Raw genomic sequence first — 18,392 nt, 5'->3', positions numbered from 1 at the left:
TCCGTCGGGGATCAGGGCGACGACGGCACCGGCGAGGTAGGTGAGGGCGCGGGCCTCGGGGCGGATCGTGATCGCGTTCCCGGGCCCGCACTCGCGTCACGTCGTGACGGTCTGGCGGTGCGCCGCCGTGTAGGTCATCGCGTGCCGCACGACCCCGATGAGGACCTCCTTGACGGACTCCCGGTCGCGGGCGTCGCAGAGCAGCAGCGGTACGTCGCGGTCGAGGTCCAGTGCCTGGCGTACGTCGTCCTCCGGGTAACGGGCGGCTCCCTCGAAGCGGTTGACGCCGACGACGAAGGGTATGGAACGCCGTTCGAAGTAGTCGACGGCGGCGAAGCAGTCCTCCAGGCGGCGGGTGTCGGCCAGGACGACGGCGCCGAGCGCGCCCTCGGACAGCTCGTCCCACATGAACCAGAAGCGTTGCTGCCCGGGCGTGCCGAACAGGTACAGCACGAGGTCCTCGCGCAGGGTGATGCGGCCGAAGTCCATGGCCACGGTGGTGGTGTGCTTGCCCGGCACGCCGCTGAGGTCGTCGACCGGGCGTCCTGCCTCGGTGAGGTACTCCTCGGTGCGCAACGGCCTGATCTCGCTGACCGCGCCGACGAGGGTGGTCTTGCCCACGCCGAAGCCTCCGGCCACCAGGATCTTGAACGTGACGGGCTCGACCGGGGGCTTGCCGCTCTCAGAACGCCCGAAGATCATCGGTCTCTTCTCCTGCTTGATGGGGGTGGGGGGTGACGGCGGACCGTAGCCTCCGCCGCCGGGGGTTCGATGAGGAGTACGTCGCCGGGACGGATGTCCGCCGCGTCGCCGCCGGCGACCGTGGTGCCCCTGCGGACGGCTTCGGCCGGGTCCGGGGAGCCTGCCAGCAGCTCACGGACGCCCTTGACCGCCACGTCGGAGTGCCGCTCCGGGGCGTCCGACAGGAGTCTGTGGGTCAGCAGGCGGCCGTCCGGGCGTCGCGCCAGGCTGTCCGTGAAGGTGTCGTCCCGGTCGGCCCGGGACTGCCGGCCTGTCCTCACGTCCGTCTCCCCGATCGCGCTGCTCGGCACCGTGTCCGTGGGCGGGTGGTGGGCCTGCCATGGACGGTCGTCGACGACCGGTCAGATCATATCCGGAGGGCTCATTCCGCGTCCGTCCGGACCTGCCGTCGCCCGCCGGCGATGCTGGTGTTCCGGACACCGCTGCGCGTTTCGTATGGTGCGACAGCCGCACGGGTGATGAGAAAGTGGAGGGCGGTCACACAAGCCGCACAACGATAACCGTGCCCCTCAAGGAAGAGACGCGCATGTCGAAGGCCCAGTCCACCGGCGACCCTCACGGCACCGCCGACACCAGCGAACCGCCCGCCACCGCCGAGCAGGGCGGAGCGTCGGGAAAGGTCCAGTCGCTGGAGCGGGCGATCACCTTGCTCCAGGCGACGGCCGACAGCGCCCCGGACGGCGACACGGCCTCCCGCCTGGCCGCGCGGTGCGGGCTCAATCGCGCCACGGCCTGGCGGCTGCTGTCGACCCTGGAGCAGTTCGGCCTGGTGGAGCGCAGTCCCGTCACCAACCGCTACACGATCGGCTTCACGGTCGCCCGGATGGCGTCGGCCGCCGGCTTCGACGGCCTGATCCGCCGGGCGCACGGCACGCTGCGCCGGGTCAGCGAGCAGACGGGCGAGACCGCCAGCCTCGCGGTGGTGCAGCAACTCGGGCTGGCCTACATCGACGAGGTGACCCCGCCGGTGGTGCTGGCCGCCAAGTGGCTGGGCCGGCATGTGCCGATGCACGCCACCTCGACCGGCAAGGCGCTGCTGGCGTGGCTGCCCGAGGAGGAGGCGACGTCGCTCCTCGGCGGTCCGCTGGAGGCGTACACGGACACCACGATCACGGACCGGACGCGGCTCGGGGCAGAGCTGGAACAGACACGGGAACGCGGCTACAGCGTCTGCGTGGGCGAGATGGAACGGAACCTCTACGGCGTCTCCGCCCCCGTGCTCGGCAGCCGCGGCCGGCCGTTCGCGATCGTCAGTATCTGGGGGCCGCAGGACCGGGTGCCGGAGTCGCGGTTCACGGCGCTGGGGCCACTGGCGCGGGCGGCGGCCGAGGAGATCGCGCAGACGGCGCAGAGACTCTGACGTACCGCAGGGGCTGCCTCCGGTGGACGCATCGCAGGGGTTTCCTCCCGTGGACGCCCGCAGGGGCTGCCTCCGGTGGACGCATCGCAGGAGCTTCCTCCGGTGAACGCATCGTTCGCCGGAGCTTCCCGGGCAGATGTACCGCACAGGGCTCCCTTCGGCGGACGCACGCCCGGCTTCATCCGCTGGCGTTTCATGTGATGCAATGCTCGCTCGCATTATGAAATACGGACTTGAGGTGACCCGCCTGCACCGCTACCGTCGAAGGGCGCCCGTGCTCAACCTCCGACTCGGACAGGACCCCGCGCGACCATGAACCAGGACGTCATCATCACCTGCGCCCTCACCGGCGCCGGGGACACCGTGCGCAAGAGCCCACACGTCCCCGTCACCCCCCAGCAGATCGCCGCCTCCGCGGTGCAGGCCGCCGAGGCCGGTGCCGCCGCGGTCCACATCCATGTGCGCGACCCCGAGACCGGAGCGCCCTCCCGCGACCCGCGTCTGTACCGCGAGGTCGTCGAACGCATCAAGGAGACCGGGACCGACGTCGTCATCAACCTCACTGCGGGCATGGGAGGCGACCTGGTCATCGACCCGGAGCAACCGCTCAGGCAGTTGCCTGGCACCGACCTGGTCGGCGGTCTGGAGCGGTTGCCGCACGTCGAGGATCTACTGCCGGACATCTGCACCCTGGACTGCGGCTCGCTCAACTTCGGCGACGGCTCGAACCTCTACGTCTCCACGCCCGACATGCTGCGCACCGGCGCTCGGCGCGTCCAGGAGCTGGGTGTGCGGCCGGAGTTGGAGATCTTCGACACCGGACATCTGTGGTTCGCCAAGCAGCTGCTCACCGAGGGGCTGCTGGACGACCCGACCGTCTTCCAGCTGTGCATGGGCGTCCCGTGGGGCGCCCCGGCGGACCCCGGAGTGCTGCAGTCGATGGTGAACATGCTGCCGGAAGGAGCCGAGTGGGCCAGCTTCGCGCTGGGCCGCATGCAGATGCCGTGGGTGGCGCAGTCCATCCTGCTCGGCGGCCATGTGCGGGTCGGGCTGGAGGACAACCTCTATCTGGGCAAGGGCGTCAAGGCGACCAACGGCCAGCTGGTGGAACGGGCCGTGACGATCGTCGAGGCCATGGGAGCACGGGTCGCGACTGCCGATGAGGCACGCCTCAAGCTCGGCCTCAAACCCCGGGGTTGAGCCGTGAACCACCCCATCCCCAAGGAGCCCTGTATGACGGAGACTTCCACACCCGCCACCTCCCCGGCGGACGTACGCCGCGTGGCCTGCGTGGGCGCCGGAGTGATCGGCGGCGGCTGGGTCGCCCACTTCCTGGGCCGCGGCTACGAGGTCACCGCCTGGGACCCGGCCCCCGACGCCGAGGCACGGCTGCGCCGGCTCGTCGACGCCGCCTGGCCCGCGCTCGAGCAGCTCGGGCTCGCCCCCGGCGCCTCGCCCGACCGCCTCACGGTCTCCGCGACGCTCGAAGAGGCTGTGGCCGAGGCCCAGTTCGTGCAGGAGAGCGCCCCCGAGAAACTCGACCTCAAGCGCGAACTGCTGGCGAGGCTCGACGCGGCCACACCCCCGGGAGTCGTCATCGCCTCCTCGACCTCCGGCTATCCGATGACCGACATGCAGACCGAGGCGCTCTCGCCCGGACGGCTGGTTGTCGGCCACCCCTTCAACCCGCCGTATCTCATCCCCCTCGTGGAGGTGGCCGGCGGGGAACGGACGGACCCGGAGGCGGTGCGCTGGGCCGCCCGCTTCTACGAGGTGGCCGGCAAGTCCGTCATCACCATGGACCGTGAGGTCCCCGGTTTCATCGCCAACCGCCTCCAGGAGGCCCTGTGGCGGGAAGCCCTGCACATGGTCGCCGGCGGTGAGGCGACAGTCCGTGACATCGACCTGTCCATCACCGAGGGTCCGGGCCTGCGCTGGGCGATCATGGGCCCGATGCTCACCTTCGCGCTCGCCGGCGGCGAGGGCGGCATGGCCCACATGCTCGACCACTTCGGGCCGTCCTTGAAGTCGCCGTGGACACGGCTGGAGGCGCCGGAACTGGACAAGGCGCTCTACGACGCCGTGGTGTCCGGCTGCGACGACGCCGCCGACGGCCGTACGATCGCCGATCTGGTCGCCGAACGCGACCGAGGTGTCATCGCCGTGTTGCGCGCCACCGGCCGGCTGCCCGGATCCGGTGCCGAGTGAGCCCGTCCGGCCTGCCTCTGCCACTGTTCCGCGAGACCGTACGCCCGGAGTGGATCGACTACAACGGGCACCTGAGCGAGGCGTTCTACGTCCTCGTCTTCGGCTTCGCGACGGACGCGCTGATGGAGCGTACGGGAATGGACTCGGCGTACCGTGCGCGCACCGGCTGCTCGATGTACACGGTCGAGTCCCACATCCGCTATCTGCGGGACGTGCCCGAAGGCGCCCGGCTCGCCGTCCGCACGCGCGTGCTGGGAGCGGCCGGGAAGAAGGCGTGCTTCGCACACGAGATGTACGTCGTCACGGGCGATCCGCAGGCCGAGCCGGGAGCGGACGCCGTCCCGGTCGCCACCACGGAGCTGCTCGCTCTGCACGTGGACCAGGAGGCGGGCCGGGCGACAGCGTTCCCCGATGCCGTCCGTGAGCGCCTCGCGGCGCTGACGGAGCGGCCTCCTTGGTGGGCGGGAAGGTCCGTCACAGCGCCCTGAGTCCGTTGATCACATCGCGCAGGATGCTCTCGTCCGGCAGTTCCGCCGGGGGCACGGGCCGGTTCACATGAACGAACTCCGCGTCCACGAGGTCGCCTATCAGGACCCGTACCACTCCGATGGGCAGGTCGAGTTCGACGGACAGTTCGGCGACCGACTGGGGGGCTTCACGGCACAGGTCGACGATGTCCACGTGCTCCGGGGACAGCGAGTGGTCCCCCTCCGGGTCGTCCGCCTGGGCTTCCGTGACGACCACCGCGATGACGTCGAGTCGGTGCTGGGCCGCACTGGTGGTGCGGCCGCGCGTCATGGCGTACGGACGGACGACCGGTCCGGCCTCGTCGTCGAACCAGTGGCTTCTTCCCTGACCGTCTGGGCTCATGTCATCTCACTACCCGCCCTGACGCAGATCGGTGCGCGGAGCCGCACCCAGATGCACACCGACTCGCTTGACCAGGAGCGTCATCTCGTACGCGACCAGACCCACGTCCGAGTCGGCGTCCGAGAGCACGGCCAGGCAGCTGCCGTCGCCGGCGGCTGTGACGAACAGGAAGGCGTCGTCCAGCTCCACGACCGTCTGCCGGACGTTGCCCGCCTCGAAGTGGCGGCCCACGCCCTTGGCGAGGCTGTGGAAGCCGGAGGCGACGGCGGCCAGGTGTTCACTGTCCTCCCGGGTCAGGTCCGCGGAGAGCCCGATCGGCAGGCCGTCGCCGGACAGCACGAGAGCCTTGCGGATGCTCGCGACGCGGTTCACCAGGTCGTCCAGGAGCCAGTTGAGCTCGCCGGACCTGTCGCCCGCGGTGTGGCCGGTCGCCTTCGGTGCGGTCATCGACCGTCCCCCCTTGTCGTTCGTTGTGGTGCTGTGCCGCTGTGGGCGTCGTCGCCCGCGGCGTTCTCCTCGCGGCCACGCTGCCAGCCACGCTGGAGCGAGGCCATCCTGCTGCGTACCTCGTCGGCGTCCCGTTCGTCCAGTCCGGCCCGGTCGTCGGTGCGCGGCTCGGGGCCCTTCTTCAGCTGCGGAGCCAGGTTGGCCTGCCGGACCCGGCGAGGCAGGGGTGCCGTACCGGAGCGGGTGTCCCGCGGCGCGGGAGAGGCCTCCTGCCACGCGGTGCCGGAGGCCGGACCGAGGCTCGCCGAGTCGGAGGCGGATCCTTGCCCGCCGGGGCCCGAGCCGGGCCGACGGGCTGCCGCGCGACCGCCGAGGTCGGCAGGTCCGGGGCTGTCGCGGAGGTCGCGGGCATCGCGACCATTGCGGGCATCGCGGGAGTCACGGCCGTCGCAAGAATCTCGGCGGCTGTCGCGGCCATCGCGGGAGTCGTGGGAGTCGTGGGCGAGCTCACCCGGAGAGCCCAGGCCGCTCGGACCGCTCGACGCGATCTCGGTACGGCGGGTGCGCCGGGGAAGCACGGGCGCCTCGGGCACCTCGCCGAACTCGTGACTCATGGAGGCCGGTGGTGTCGAGGACGTCGCGGCGTCCGTGCCCTGCTCGTCGGGACAGTCGGTGACGTCGGTCGCCCGGCGCTGAGGTCCCGCTCCACGTCGGCGGGCGGGCAGCGGAGCCGCCGCCTGGGGGCGGGTCCGGCTCGAGCCCGTCGGAGGCTCCTCGTCCGCATCCTCGCGGCGCGAGCGCTGCTCGGTGACCGGACGTCCGTGCGAGCTGACCAGCTTGGGAGCCCGACGACGGGGCAGTTCGACCGGGGCGTTCAGGTCGTCGTCCCGGCCGGCCGCCTCCACGGTGTCGCTGACGGGGACCTCGTGGGTGTCCTCGCGCTGCTTGGCGTGGCCGCCCACCGTGCCGTCGTCCGTGGGGCCGAGTGAGCGGCGCGGGCGGAACAGTCCGCCGCGTTCGCTGTCCTCGTCGTCGAGGGCGCCCGGGAAGCCGTCGAAGGCGTCCAGGTCGACGGGAGCCTCCAGTTCGACCGGACCGTTCAGGAGCGCGGGAGCCGGGCTTGGCAACTGCGTGGGTGCGCGGGAGAGCAAGGTGGGGCGGGCCTCCTCCCGTTCGGTCTCCTTGGGCGGCTGTGGCCGGTCGAGGCGGAAGCCGATGCCGTTGGTGTCGGGGACGTCGTCCGTCAGGAGGGTGTCCGGGATGAAAAGGACGGCCGTCGTGCCGCCGTACGGCGACGGCTGCAGGGAGACCCGGACGTTCTGCCGCTGGGCGAGCCTGCTGACCACGAACAGGCCCAGCCGGTCGGTGTCGGACAGCTCGAACTCCGGAGTCTCCGCGAGCCGCAGATTGGCGTCCAGGAGCGCCTCGGCCGCCATGCCGAGGCCGCGGTCGTGGATCTCCAGGGTGAACCCGTTGGCGACGCGTTCGCCCACGACCTGGACGGCGGTGTGCGGTGGGGAGAACACCGTGGCGTTCTCCAGGAGTTCGGCGACGAGATGCGTGAGGTCCGCTACCGCGGGGCCGGTCACGGCGACCCGGGGCAGTCGGCGGACCTCGATGCGCTCGTAGTCCTCGACCTCGGCGACGGCGGCGCGGACCACGTCCATCAGCTGCACCGGCTTGCGCCACTGGCGGGAGGGCGCCGCGCCGGACAGGATCACCAGGCCCTCGGCGTGCCGGCGCATACGGGTGGTCAGGTGGTCGAGGCGGAACAGGTCGGCGAGCTCGTCGGTGTCCTCGGTCCTGCGCTCCATGGTGTCGAGGAGGGTGAGCTGCTTGTGGAGCAGTACCTGGCTGCGCCGGGCGAGGTTCACGAAGACCTCGGAGACCCCGGCCCGCAGCTCGGCCTGCTTGACGGCTGCTTCGACGGCGGCGCGTTGCAGGGTGTTGAGGGCCTGGCCGACGTCACCGATCTCGTTCTTGTCGTACTCCAACCGCGGGACCTCGGTCTCCACGTCCACCTGTTCGCCCGCGGAGAGGCGGCGCATCACGCTGGGCAGCCGTACGCCGGACGCCTCGTGGGCCTCCAGGCGCAGCTTCCGCAGGTCGCGGATGAGGGTACGGCCGACACGCACGGACAGCAGGAGCGACGCGATCAGGGCGACCAGGCCGAGGCCTCCGGCCACGGAGGCCTTGATGATGACGCCCATCGCATCGGGGCGGACACGGTCCTGATAGCGGTCGTTCGCCTGGTCGTTGAGGGTGGCGAGCTCGTCGAGCGCACTGCCGGCGGCCGCGTCCCAGCTCTTGGCCGTGACGGAGTCGGGGACACCGGGGCCGGAGGAGACGCCGGCCTGTTCGGCCGACCGGAGGGGGGCGCTGTTGGCGTTCTTCCAGAAGCTTTCGTACCGTTCGCGCTCCGTCCGGGGCAGCACCGGCAGGCTGATGTCGTACAGCAGGGTGCGCTGGGCGACCAGGTCGGAGACGTCGCGGATCTCCTCGTGGGAGAGCTTCCCGACCACCAGGGCGGAGCCGAGGAGGGCGTCCTCGCGGGAGAGCAGTTCGCGGGCGCGGGCGATGTTCACCAGGGCGCGGGCCTGCTTGTCCAGCTCTACGCTGTCGACGCCGTCGAGGGATGCCAGGAGGACGTAACAGGGGTCGACGAGCCGGTTGTACAGGTCGAGGGCCTGGAACCGGGTCAGGGTGCCCTCCTCGACGCTGCGCCGCAACGAGTCGAGGCCGTCGAAGGCGTCCAGGACGGTGGTGACGCGTTCGTCGTCGTCCGCGTCCATGCCGTCACGGACGTCGGCGTCCTTCGCGTTCGCACGCAGCTTGGTGGCGGCGTCGTCGGTGGCCTCACGGGTGGTGCGGAGCGCGGACAGCGCGTCCGACGCCCGGGGATCGGCGAGGTAGACGAGGGTCTGGCGGCGTTCCTGTTGCAGGACGCGGACGGTGTCCTCGGTGGGGTAGCCGATCTTCTCCACCAGGGATGAGACCTGCAACAGCTGGGACACTTCCCGGCCCGTGAGTACCGTGGCGAAGCCCCAGATCGCGATCAGGGACACCAGCGGCACGAGAAGCAGCGCCACGATCTTCCGGCGGATCGACTTCCCGCGAAAGCGCATGGCCTCCCCCAGCTCGCCCCCTCCGACAGGGGGTACACATGTGCATCAACAAACGTCGCGAGCCTACTACCGACGCGCACGTAACTCGAAAACCGGTCCGGAATCCGAACTTCCGCAGCGGCGGCAAGACATGCGGAGTTGTCCCCTCATTACGGGAGATCGACTCCTGCCCTTCCTTCACCGTCGCAGGAACGGACGGGTCGGACGGACCGGCCAGTTGGCCGGAATTTTATGCTGCTCGGGAATCTTGGAGCGGTGTCGTTCGTCCTTCTCTACGGGAGTTGGCGGCGGAATCGGCCACGGGGGCCGCCCGCTGCGGCTGGGGGGCGTAAAACAGCGCAAGCCGGGCAGCCACTGGGGAGCCGTGTCGTCGGGCACGGAGCGAGCGGTCTGCAGGCGGTGGGGAGTGACATGTTGATGGGCACGGCGGAGCGGCACGAGGTGCCGTCCGACGACGAGGCGGGTGACGTGGTGGCACAACTGACGGGGCGACGCTCCCCTGAGGCGCCGGATCGCGACATTCCGGCAGACGGGCACGTCACGCCAGGCGAACGCGGGGTGCCGGTTGCCGCGCGGGGCGGACTGACGGTGCGTGAGAGCGCGGCACCTGCCGCCACCGACGTCGCGGACGAGGAACGGCGGGGAGCATCCGGTGCGACCGAAGTCGCGGACGACGGGCGCTTCGCGGCCGAAGAGCGGCCGTACTATCGGCCGTTGTGGGTCGAGGAGCCGGCACGTCGACGCCGGTTGCCCGATCCGGTGCGGACCTCGGCGGTGCGGGCGGTAATGATCATCGCCGTGACGCTGACCCAGGCCATGGTCGCCTTCCTGTGCACCATGGCCGGGTCCTGGCTGGCGTTCCCGATGGTGCTGAGCAGTGTGGCCGGCACGGTGGTGGCCACCTGGGGCGCACTCGACGTATGGGTGACACGCCAGGTGTGGAGCCAGCGCAATGGCGTGGTGTCCATACCCAGCAGCACCGCGCGAGCCCTGCGACGCGAGCGGCGCAAGGCCCGACGTCACGCGCGGGCCACCGAGCGGACCCAGGAGCGGATACGCCGCCGGGAGGGCGCCGGCCAGGTGGCGCACTCCTAGGACCGCCCAGGACCGCCCAGGTGGGACCAGCGGCCGGCGGAGCCCCTCAGAGCGCCGTCGGCTGTACCCGGCTCTCCCCACGCGTCAGTGCCCGACGGGCGCGCATGAAGGGCCGTGGGCGGTCCACGGAGAGCACCGCGGTCATCCGGCCGTCACGCTCGTACAGGGCGAGGAAACCGCCGTCCCCCGGGGCACCGTCGGTGAGTTCGCCCTCGGCGATGCGGACGGTGTCCCCGTCCCGGCGGCGGCCGGCGAACTGGATGCATGCGCCGTACTGGTCCGACCAGAAGTACGGCAGCGACCGTGCCCTCTCGACCGTGCGCCCGGCGAGCAGATTGGCCACGGCGACGCGGGGCTGTTCGGTCGCGGAGGTCCAGTGTTCGGCCCGGGTACCGCCGACGCGGGCGACATCGCCGACGGCGACCACCTGCGGCAGCGCCGTCACACAGCCTTCGTCGCACACCACCCCGTCGTGCAGAGTGAGCGTCGAGCCCGCCAGCCAGCGGGTGTTGGGGGTGGCGCCGATGCCGACGACCACGATCTCGGCCGGCAGGGTGGAACCGTCGGAGAGTGCGACGCCGGTGACGTAGGCGGCACCGCGCAACCCGGCCACGCCGGTCCCCGTGACCAGATCCACCCCGCCACGCCGGTGCAGTGCGGCGCACACGGCGGCCATCTGGGCGCCCAGGTGCGGCACGAGCGGGAGCGACGCTGCTTCGACGACCGTGACGGTGTGTCCGAGGGCGGCGCAGGAGGAGGCGGTTTCGGCACCGATGAAGCCGCCCCCGATGACGACGACCTGACGCGGGCCGTCGGCGAGTTCGTCCCGCAGAGCACGGGCGTCGTCGAGGGAGCGCAGGGTATGGACGCCGGCCAGGCCGTCACCCGGCAGGGACCGCGCCGACGCGCCGGTGGCGATGACAACGCCGTCGGTGGACACGGTGCGGCCGTCGTCGAGCAGGAGGGTGCGGCCGCGAACGTCCAAGCCACGGGCGCGGGTGCCGAGCAGCCACTCGGCGCCCAGTCCGGCGGTCTCCTCATCGTCCGCGAGCGCGAGATGGTCCTCGCCCACACGGCCGGTGAGGAAGTCCTTGGAGAGGGGAGGCCGGTCATAGGGGCGGTGGGGTTCGTCTCCGACGATCACGAGTCGTCCGTCGAAGCCCTGTGCGCGCAGTTCCCTGGCCGCGTACAGACCGGAGAGGGAGGCGCCGACGACGGTCACGGTCCTCATGCGGTACGACTCCTGTCGGTCGGCAGGGTGCGCGGGGCCGCCGTAAGGAAGGAGGTGCTTCGTGGGGTCCTGCGCCACTTGTGCACGGCCGTCATGCGGCTGTCCCCTCCTCCGCGGTGAGGTGGACATGGACGACACCGTCGTCGACCGTGACGCGGTGGGTGCGTACGGGCCGCCGGGCCGGGAGACAGGTCGGCCGGCCCGTACGGAGGTCGAACGAAGCGGAGTGCAGCGGGCATTCGACCAGACAGCCTTCCCACCAGCCCTCCGAGAGCGACGCGTCCTGGTGGGTGCAGGTGTCGTCGATGGCGTACAGCTCGCCGTCGTCGGTGCGGAACACGGCGACGGGCGGTGTCGTCGCGATACGGACGGACTCCCCTGCGGGGAGGTCTTCGAGGCGGCAGACGGGAATCACGGGCCCCCCTCTCGATCCGGGACACTCGGTCCGGACCTGTGGTCCAGGCGGGAACAGGGAGTACGGACCGGCGACGGTCCGGAGGTCACGGGGTGCTGGGGCGTCACTGATCCAGCAGGTCGAAGATGTCGGACCGGCGGCGGTCCGGTCGGTCCGGCCCCTTCCGGGGGCCGAACGCTTCGGTAAGATGATGTTTCGCATGGCGCAAAAACAAGCGCTATGCGCAACAGAATCCGGGCGGGACGACCGTCGCGTCAAGGGTTTCCCGCAGATGTGGCCCGAACCGGGCCCACAGGTGGTGAGAGTTGAGCCATGACCCGCACGCAGAAGCAGTCCGAGCGCAGCGAGGAGAGGGCCCTGAACTCCGAACGCGGCGAGGAGAAGGCCGCGACCCCGGAGAGGATCGGCAGAGGGGCGGGCAGCGCCGTCCAGTCGGTGGACCGCGCCGTGAGCGTCCTGGAGATCCTCGCCCAGCACGGTGAGGCGGGCGTCACCGAGATCGCCGACGAGCTGGACGTACACAAGTCGACGGCGTTCCGGCTGCTCGGCGTGCTGGAGAACCGCGGTCTGGTGTCCCAGGCCAAGGACCGCGGCAAGTACTACCTGGGAGCCGGTGTACTACGCCTGGCGGGGGCTGCGGCAGTACGGCTGGACATCTCCCAGGAAGGCGTCCCGGTGTGCCGGGAGGTCGCCGACGAGCTGGGCGAGACGGTCAACATCGCGGTTCTGGACGACGACGCGGCGGTCAACATCATGCAGGCCCGCGGCACCGCGTCCGTGACCGCGCAGAACTGGCTGGGCCGGCGCACCCCGCTGCACGCCACCTCCAGCGGCAAGGTGCTGCTTGCTCACCTGCCGCCCACCCTGCGCGAGGGCCTGCTCGCGCGCTCCTTGCCGCGCTTCACGGAGCGGACCATCACCGGGACGTCCGTCCTGCGGGGCGAACTGGAGGCCGTGGTGGAACAGGGATACGCCCTCACCATCGAGGAGATGGAGCTGGGCCTGGCCGCGGCAGCCGCCCCGGTCCGCGCGCACGACGGCAAGGTGATCGCGGCGATCAGCGTCTCGGGGCCGGTGTACCGGCTGAACAGCGACCGCCTGCCGGAGGCGGCCAAACGCACGGTGGCCGCCGGGGCGGAACTGTCGCGCCGGATGGGATACGGCTTCTGACGAGACCCCCGCCCACCCGACGGCGGGAAGCCGCCCACCCGACGGTGGAATCCGCCGTCCCGACGGTGGGAATCCGCCCCCCGACAGCGGGAGAAACCGCACCCCCGACACGGGGGAGACCGCGCTCGCTGGCGGCATCGACACGGCGCAGGATCCGGAATCACCTGGTCCAGCGCCGCCGTGTGTCCGGCAGGTTTCGCCCCGGAGGGTCCTTTTGCCGAGGGTTAACTCGCCCCCCTTGACGGCCACTCGATGGCGTTCCCACTATGTCCCTCATAGCGCAACCCATCGTGCACTGCGCAACAGCAGAGGAGCTTGGTCGTGCCACACGTGGTCCGTGCCGTAGTCGCTGTGAAGAAGGGCGCACCCGTCGAGGTGCAGACGATCGTCGTCCCCGATCCGGGTCCCGGAGAGGTACTCGTGGCCGTGCATGCCTGCGGGGTCTGCCACACGGACCTGCACTACCGCGAGGGCGCGATCAACGACCAGTTCCCGTTCCTGCTGGGCCATGAGGCGGCCGGCACCATCGAAGCCGTCGGCGAGGGAGTCACCGACCTCACCCCCGGCGACTACGTGGTGCTGGCCTGGCGCGCGCCCTGCGGTTCCTGCCGTTCCTGTCGCCGGGGCCGCCCCTGGTACTGCTTCGACTCCCGCAACGCCGTCCAGCCGATGACCCTGCTGGACGGCACCCCGCTCAGTAACGCCCTCGGCATCGGCGCCTTCGCCCAGAAGACGCTGGTCGCGACGGGCCAGGCGGTGAAGATCGACCCGGCCGCCCGTCCCGAGGCCGCCGCGCTGATCGGCTGCGGGGTGATGGCGGGGTACGGCGCCGCGGTGAACACCGGCCAGGTGGGCCGCGGCGACTCGGTCGCCGTCATCGGCTGCGGCGGCGTCGGCAACGCGGCCATCGCGGGCGCCTGCCTGAACGGCGCCATGAAGGTCATCGCCGTCGACGTCGATGACAAGAAGCTCGACCAGGCGGAGAAGTTCGGCGCCACGCACACCGTCAACTCCCGGGGGACGGACCCGATCGAGGCGGTCCGCGCCCTCACCGAGGGCTTCGGCGTGGACATCGCGATCGACGCGGTGGGCCGCCCGGAGACCTTCACCCAGGCCTTCTACATGCGCGACCACGCAGGCCTGCTGGTCCAGGTCGGCGTGCCCTCTCCCGAGATGAAGGTCGAACTCCCGCTGATCGACGTCTTCTCGCGCGGCGGAGCCGTCAAGTCGTCCTGGTACGGCGACTGTCTGCCGAGCCGCGACTTCCCGTTCCTGATCGACCAGTACCTGTACGGGCTGTTGGACCTGAACGCCTTCGTCAGCGAGACCATCCCGCTCGACCAGGTCGAGGAGGCCTTCGCCGCGATGCACCGGGGCGAGGTGCTGCGCTCGGTGGTGGTGCTATGAACGGTGGTGGTGCGCTCGGTGATATTGGTGCTGTGAACGGAGTGGTGCGGGTGGTGCGGGTGGTCACCGTCGGCTTCCGGACGGCGAGCTCAGCGACGGCCGCGTCCTCACCGTCGCCGGCATCGAGCTCGGGGTCATCCACACCCCCGGCCACACCTGGGGCAGTTGCTCGCGCTACGCCCCGTTCCTGAACGCCGTGGTCACCGGCGACGCTGTCGTCCACACCCGGCACGGCGAGGACACGACGATCACCGCCAGGACACGACGATCACCGCCGAGCGGCCGAACATCCGTCCTCCCTGAGCGACCTCCCCAGCGCGTTCACCCCCGTCCCCGGCAAGGAGGGGCATGTCCAGCACGCTCGAAACCAACACGCCCGAAACCGGCACACCCATATCCGTCTCGCCCGAAAACGGCACGTCCGCATCCGTCATGCCCGCGTCCGCCTCGTCCGAGTCCGTCACGCCCGCATCCGACACACCCTCATGCGTCACGCCCGAAAACCGCCCCCACGACGCCCCCGCGCACCCCCCGACTGGTCCTCGAGTCGTCATCATCGGCGCCGGCATCGTCGGCTGCTCCCTCGCCGACGAGCTCACCGCCCGCGGCTGGACCCACGTGACCGTCCTCGAACAGGGCCCCCTGTCCGCCCCCGGCGGCTCCACCTCGCACGCGCCCGGCCTCGTCTTCCAGACCAGCCCGTCCAAAACCCTCGCCGAGTTCGCCAGGTACACGGTCGAGAAGTTCCTCTCCCTCGAAGTGGACGGCGTCCCCGGCTTCAACCAGGTCGGCGGCCTGGAACTCGCCACCACCCCGGAGCGCCTGGCCGAACTGCACCGCAGGGCCGGTTACGCCGCCGCCTGGGGTATCCGCGGCGAGGTCGTCAGCGCCGCCCGCTGCAAGGAACTCTGGCCTCTCATCGACGAGTCGGTGGTCCTCGGCGGCTTCCACACCCCCGACGACGGCCTCGCCCGTGTCCTGCTCGCGGCGCGCGCCCAGCGGGAACGGGCCACCGCGCGGGGCGCCCGCTTCCTGGAGCGCCACACGGTCACGGGGATCGCGAAAGAAGACGGCCGGATCGCGGCAGTCGTCACCGACCAGGGCACCTTCCTCGCCGACCACGTCGTCTCCGCCGCCGGTTTCTGGGGCCCGGTCATCGGTCGCATGGCCGGAATCGACGTACCGCTGCAACCGCTCGCCCACCAGTACGCGAGGACGAAGCCGCTGCCCGAACTCCACCACCACCAGGCGGAGGCCACCCGGCCGATCCTCCGCTTCCAGGACCGCGACCTCTACTTCCGCGAACACGCCGACCGCATCGGCATCGGCTCCTACGCCCACAAGCCCCTGCCCGTCGACCCGTTCGCGGTGCTGCCGTACGACGAGGCCCGCGCGCAGAACATGGACATGCCTTCCTCCTTCCCGTTCACCGAGGAGGACTGGGCGCCGAGCTGGGTCGACTGCCGCCGGCTGATCCCGGCCCTGCGGAACGCCGAGACCGAGGAGGGCTTCAACGGCGTCTTCTCCTTCACCCCGGACGGCATGCCGGTCCTCGGCGAGTCACGGCAACTGCGCGGCTTCTGGCTGGCCGAGGCCGTGTGGGTCACCCACTCCGCGGGCGTGGCGAAGGCCGTCGCCGAGTGGATGGTCGACGGACGGCCCTCTCTCGACCTGCACGAGTGCGACCTCACGCGTTTCGAGGAAGCACAGCGTTCACCGTCGTACGTTCTTGAACGCGGTTCGCAGCAGTTCGTCGAGGTGTACGACGTCCTCCACCCGCTCCAGCCGATGGAGCAGCCCCGCCCCCTGCGCGTCAGCCCCTTCCACGCCCGCCAGCAGCAGCTCGGCGCCTACTTCCTGGAGGGCGGTGGCTGGGAGCGCCCGCACTGGTACGAGGCGAACGCCGCCCTTGCGGACGGGGCCCGGCTCCCGGAGCGCGACGCCTGGGCGGCCCGCCACTGGTCCCCGATCGCCGCCGCGGAGGCCAGGGCCACCCGCGAAAAAGTCGCCCTCTACGACATGACCCCCCTGCGCCGCCTGGAGGTCACCGGCCCCGGAGCCCTCGGCTTCCTGGACCGCATGACCACCAACAACCTCCGCAGGAAGCCCGGCGCGGTCACCTACACCCTCCTCCTCGACGAGACCGGCGGCATCCGCTCCGACCTCACCGTCGCCCGCCTCGCCCCCGACCGCTTCCAGGTCGGCGCCAACTCCCCGGCCGACCTCGACTGGCTCACCCGGTACGCACCGGACGACGTCCAGATCAGGGACATCACCTCCGGCACCTGCTGCGTCGGCGTCTGGGGCCCGCTCGCCCGCGACCTCGTCCAGCCGCTGACCCGCGACGACTTCTCCCACAAGGCCTTCGGCTACTTCCGCGCCAAGGAGACGTACGTCGGTCATGTGCCGGTGACGGCCATGCGCCTGTCGTACGTCGGCGAGCTCGGCTGGGAGCTGTACACCACCGCCGACCTGGGCCTGCGCCTGTGGGACACGCTGTGGGAGGCAGGCCGGGAGCTCGACGTGGTCGCGGCCGGCCGCTCGGCTTTCAACTCCCTGCGTCTGGAGAAGGGTTACCGAGCCTGGGGCACCGACATGACCGACGAGCACACTCCCTACGAGGCGGGCGTCGGCTTCGCGGTCCGCACGGACAAGGAGTTCGTGGGGCGCGAGGCACTCACCGACGCGCCCCTCACCCGCACACTCACGCCCCTCCTCCTCGACGACCCCGCCGCCGTGGTCCTGGGCAAGGAGCCCGTGTATGTCGACGGGAAGCCCGCCGGATACGTGACCAGCGCCGCGTACGGCTACACAGTCGGCCGCTGCATCGCCTATGCCTGGCTGCCGGCCGGGCTCACCACCGGCACCGGTGTGCACATCGAGTACTTCGGCGAGAAGGTCCCGGCGACGGTCGCCGAAGAGCCCCTGTTCGACCCGGAGATGACCCGCATCCGTCGATGACCCGCATCCGTCGTTGAAACGCCCCGGAAGCCCCCCCCCGGCAGCCCCCGGCCCCGCCCGTCGCCCGCTGCTGACGCACCCTCAGGAGGAATGCCATGTCCCCCACAATGTCCCCCACCTACGACGTGATCGTCATCGGCCTCGGCGGCATGGGCAGCGCCGCCGCCCACCATCTGTCCGCGCGCGGTGCCCGTGTGCTCGGGCTGGAGAAGTTCGGCCCCGTGCACAACCGCGGCTCCAGCCACGGCGGTTCGCGGATCACCCGGCAATCGTACTTCGAGGACCCGGCGTACGTCCCACTGCTGTTGCGCGCCTACGAGCTGTACGAGGACCTCGAACGGGCCACCGGCCGCGAGATCGCGATCCTGCCCGGCGGTGTGATGGTCGGCCGCCCCGACTCCCAGACCGTCTCCGGCTCGCTGCTCTCCGCCCAGCAGTGGGACCTGCCGCACGAGATGCTGGACGCGAAGGAGATCCGCTGCCGCTTCCCGACTCTCACCCCGAAGGACGACGAGGTGGCGCTGTTCGAGCGGAAGGCCGGTCTGCTGCGGCCTGAGAACACCGTCGCCGCGCACCTCCAGCTCGCCACCCGGCAGGGCGCCGACCTGCACTTCGAGGAGCCGATGACCCACTGGGAGCCGTACCGGGACGGCGTTCGCGTCCACACGGCCGAGAACACCTACACCGCCGCCCAGTTGGTGATCTGCCCGGGCGCGTGGGCGCCGCAGCTGCTCACCGACCTCCGGGTGCCGTTCACCATCGAACGGCAGGTCATGTACTGGTTCCAGCCGAGGCAGGGGGTCGAGCCCTTCCTGCCGGAGAACCACCCCATCTACATCTGGGAGGACGCGGCCGGCATCCAGGTCTACGGCTTCCCCTCCATCGACGGCCCCGGCCTCGGCGCCAAGGTCGCCTTCTTCCGCAAGGGGCAGGTGACCACCCCGGAGACCATCGACCGGACGGTCCACGAGGACGAGATCAAGGCGATGGCCGACCACCTGGCCTGCTGCGTCCCCGACCTCCCCGGCACCTTCCTCAAGGCCGCGACCTGCATGTACTCCACCACCCCGGACGAGCACTTCGTCATCGCCCGACACCCGGCGCACCCGGAGTCGGTCACCGTGGCCTGCGGGTTCTCCGGGCACGGCTTCAAGTTCGTGCCCGTGGTCGGCGAGATCCTCGCCGACCTGGCCCTGACCGGCAGCACCGAGCACCCCATCGGCCTGTTCGACCCTGCCCGGCAGCAGATCCGCGAGCTGCCCACCGCCGCGCCCGCCTGAGGAGCACACCCGTGACGACGACCCCCGCGTCCGAGAACCCCGCGCCCGAGAGCCCCGTCTC

The 18,392-nt window shown here is 71.0% G+C and carries 15 protein-coding genes and 2 pseudogenes; 10 read left to right on the top strand and 7 right to left on the bottom strand.

The genetic code is table 11. The annotated features are described in order from the left end of the window. Positions 1–96 precede the first annotated feature (96 nt). Together M2271_RS19180 and M2271_RS19175 are read right to left on the bottom strand one after the other, a co-directional pair. A complete protein-coding gene (locus tag M2271_RS19180; protein WP_280888466.1) occupies positions 97–702 on the bottom strand; it encodes an ATP/GTP-binding protein in 606 nt (201 codons plus the stop codon). 113 nt (positions 703–815) lie between these two features. Further along, positions 816–1,022: pseudogene (locus tag M2271_RS19175) on the bottom strand (hypothetical protein); the annotation flags it as partial. 266 nt (positions 1,023–1,288) lie between these two features. Between M2271_RS19175 and M2271_RS19170 the strand changes: the two are divergent. The 4 genes from M2271_RS19170 to M2271_RS19155 all read left to right on the top strand — a co-directional run bounded on the left by M2271_RS19170 (position 1,289) and on the right by M2271_RS19155 (position 4,818). After that, positions 1,289–2,122 carry an IclR family transcriptional regulator gene (locus M2271_RS19170; RefSeq protein WP_280888465.1) on the top strand — a complete coding sequence of 278 codons (834 nt, stop codon included), beginning with the start codon at positions 1,289–1,291 and terminating at the stop codon, positions 2,120–2,122. Positions 2,123–2,434: 312 nt separating this feature from the next. Then, positions 2,435–3,322 carry a 3-keto-5-aminohexanoate cleavage protein gene (locus M2271_RS19165; RefSeq protein ID WP_280888464.1) on the top strand — a complete coding sequence of 296 codons (888 nt, stop codon included), beginning with the start codon at positions 2,435–2,437 and terminating at the stop codon, positions 3,320–3,322. 33 nt (positions 3,323–3,355) lie between these two features. Next, positions 3,356–4,330: a 3-hydroxyacyl-CoA dehydrogenase NAD-binding domain-containing protein gene (locus tag M2271_RS19160; RefSeq protein ID WP_280888463.1), complete on the top strand. Its 975-nt coding sequence runs from the start codon at positions 3,356–3,358 to the stop codon at positions 4,328–4,330. Next, complete coding sequence (locus tag M2271_RS19155) at positions 4,327–4,818, top strand: thioesterase family protein (RefSeq protein WP_280888462.1); 492 nt, start codon at positions 4,327–4,329, stop codon at positions 4,816–4,818. The genes M2271_RS19160 and M2271_RS19155 overlap by 4 nt, the downstream gene beginning before the upstream one ends. Here M2271_RS19155 and M2271_RS19150 read toward each other — a convergent pair. From M2271_RS19150 to M2271_RS19140, 3 genes are read right to left on the bottom strand one after another with little or no spacing between them, the layout of a single operon-like run. Then, positions 4,805–5,200, bottom strand: a complete 396-nt coding sequence (locus tag M2271_RS19150; RefSeq protein ID WP_280888461.1) for a DUF742 domain-containing protein — start codon at positions 5,198–5,200, stop codon at positions 4,805–4,807. The genes M2271_RS19155 and M2271_RS19150 overlap by 14 nt on opposite strands. A 9-nt stretch (positions 5,201–5,209) precedes the next feature. Beyond that, the gene (locus tag M2271_RS19145) at positions 5,210–5,647 is read right to left on the bottom strand and encodes a roadblock/LC7 domain-containing protein (protein ID WP_280888460.1); all 438 of its coding nucleotides are present in this window, start codon (positions 5,645–5,647) and stop codon (positions 5,210–5,212) included. Continuing rightward, on the bottom strand, positions 5,644–8,772 hold the full coding sequence (locus tag M2271_RS19140) for a nitrate- and nitrite sensing domain-containing protein (RefSeq protein WP_280888459.1): 3,129 nt from the start codon (positions 8,770–8,772) through the stop codon (positions 5,644–5,646). Before M2271_RS19140 ends, M2271_RS19145 begins: the two co-directional genes overlap by 4 nt. Positions 8,773–9,189: 417 nt before the next feature. Here M2271_RS19140 and M2271_RS19135 point away from each other — a divergent pair, with 417 nt between their 5' ends. Continuing rightward, the gene (locus tag M2271_RS19135; RefSeq protein ID WP_280888486.1) at positions 9,190–9,867 is read left to right on the top strand and encodes a hypothetical protein; all 678 of its coding nucleotides are present in this window, start codon (positions 9,190–9,192) and stop codon (positions 9,865–9,867) included. Between the two features lie 46 nt (positions 9,868–9,913). On the opposite strand, the gene M2271_RS19130 is transcribed toward M2271_RS19135, so the two are convergent. Beyond that, entirely contained in the window at positions 9,914–11,098 is a 1,185-nt protein-coding gene (locus tag M2271_RS19130) for an FAD-dependent oxidoreductase (protein WP_280888458.1), read from the bottom strand. A 91-nt stretch (positions 11,099–11,189) separates the two neighbouring features. Further along, the gene (locus M2271_RS19125; RefSeq protein WP_280888457.1) at positions 11,190–11,513 is read right to left on the bottom strand and encodes a bifunctional 3-phenylpropionate/cinnamic acid dioxygenase ferredoxin subunit; all 324 of its coding nucleotides are present in this window, start codon (positions 11,511–11,513) and stop codon (positions 11,190–11,192) included. A 312-nt stretch (positions 11,514–11,825) separates the two neighbouring features. Here M2271_RS19125 and M2271_RS19120 point away from each other — a divergent pair, with 312 nt between their 5' ends. The 5 genes and pseudogenes from M2271_RS19120 to solA all read left to right on the top strand — a co-directional run bounded on the left by M2271_RS19120 (position 11,826) and on the right by solA (position 18,331). Continuing rightward, complete coding sequence (locus tag M2271_RS19120) at positions 11,826–12,683, top strand: IclR family transcriptional regulator (protein WP_280888456.1); 858 nt, start codon at positions 11,826–11,828, stop codon at positions 12,681–12,683. Positions 12,684–13,004: 321 nt separating this feature from the next. Then, complete coding sequence (locus M2271_RS19115; protein ID WP_280888455.1) at positions 13,005–14,090, top strand: S-(hydroxymethyl)mycothiol dehydrogenase; 1,086 nt, start codon at positions 13,005–13,007, stop codon at positions 14,088–14,090. A gap of 70 nt (positions 14,091–14,160) precedes the next feature. Next, positions 14,161–14,307, top strand: a pseudogene (locus M2271_RS19110) (MBL fold metallo-hydrolase); the annotation flags it as partial. Positions 14,308–14,438: 131 nt separating this feature from the next. After that, positions 14,439–17,051, top strand: coding sequence for an FAD-dependent oxidoreductase (locus tag M2271_RS19105; RefSeq protein ID WP_280888454.1), 2,613 nt, complete (start codon positions 14,439–14,441; stop codon positions 17,049–17,051). 107 nt (positions 17,052–17,158) lie between these two features. Beyond that, on the top strand, positions 17,159–18,331 hold the full coding sequence (gene solA / locus M2271_RS19100; RefSeq protein ID WP_280888485.1) for an N-methyl-L-tryptophan oxidase: 1,173 nt from the start codon (positions 17,159–17,161) through the stop codon (positions 18,329–18,331). The last annotated feature ends 61 nt before the right edge of the window (positions 18,332–18,392 follow it).

It is taken from the genome of Streptomyces sp. LBL (genome assembly GCF_029893585.1).
Taxonomy (GTDB): Bacteria; Actinomycetota; Actinomycetes; order Streptomycetales; family Streptomycetaceae; genus Streptomyces.
The sequence above is the reverse complement of the archived record's forward strand: the minus strand, read 5'-3'. Positions and strand labels throughout refer to the sequence as shown.

What these genes read in the sequence shown, in the direction of transcription:
- M2271_RS19160 (WP_280888463.1), top strand. Translation starts at nt 3,356, where the DNA reads ATGACGGAGACTTCCACACCCGCCACCTCCCCGGCGGACGTACGCCGC.
- M2271_RS19150 (WP_280888461.1), bottom strand. Translation starts at nt 5,200, where the DNA reads ATGAGCCCAGACGGTCAGGGAAGAAGCCACTGGTTCGACGACGAGGCC.
- M2271_RS19120 (WP_280888456.1), top strand. Translation starts at nt 11,826, where the DNA reads ATGACCCGCACGCAGAAGCAGTCCGAGCGCAGCGAGGAGAGGGCCCTG.
- M2271_RS19170 (WP_280888465.1), top strand. Translation starts at nt 1,289, where the DNA reads ATGTCGAAGGCCCAGTCCACCGGCGACCCTCACGGCACCGCCGACACC.
- M2271_RS19105 (WP_280888454.1), top strand. Translation starts at nt 14,439, where the DNA reads ATGTCCAGCACGCTCGAAACCAACACGCCCGAAACCGGCACACCCATA.
- solA (WP_280888485.1), top strand. Translation starts at nt 17,159, where the DNA reads ATGTCCCCCACCTACGACGTGATCGTCATCGGCCTCGGCGGCATGGGC.
- M2271_RS19165 (WP_280888464.1), top strand. Translation starts at nt 2,435, where the DNA reads ATGAACCAGGACGTCATCATCACCTGCGCCCTCACCGGCGCCGGGGAC.
- M2271_RS19145 (WP_280888460.1), bottom strand. Translation starts at nt 5,647, where the DNA reads ATGACCGCACCGAAGGCGACCGGCCACACCGCGGGCGACAGGTCCGGC.
- M2271_RS19140 (WP_280888459.1), bottom strand. Translation starts at nt 8,772, where the DNA reads ATGCGCTTTCGCGGGAAGTCGATCCGCCGGAAGATCGTGGCGCTGCTT.
- M2271_RS19180 (WP_280888466.1), bottom strand. Translation starts at nt 702, where the DNA reads ATGATCTTCGGGCGTTCTGAGAGCGGCAAGCCCCCGGTCGAGCCCGTC.
- M2271_RS19130 (WP_280888458.1), bottom strand. Translation starts at nt 11,098, where the DNA reads ATGAGGACCGTGACCGTCGTCGGCGCCTCCCTCTCCGGTCTGTACGCG.
- M2271_RS19135 (WP_280888486.1), top strand. Translation starts at nt 9,190, where the DNA reads ATGGGCACGGCGGAGCGGCACGAGGTGCCGTCCGACGACGAGGCGGGT.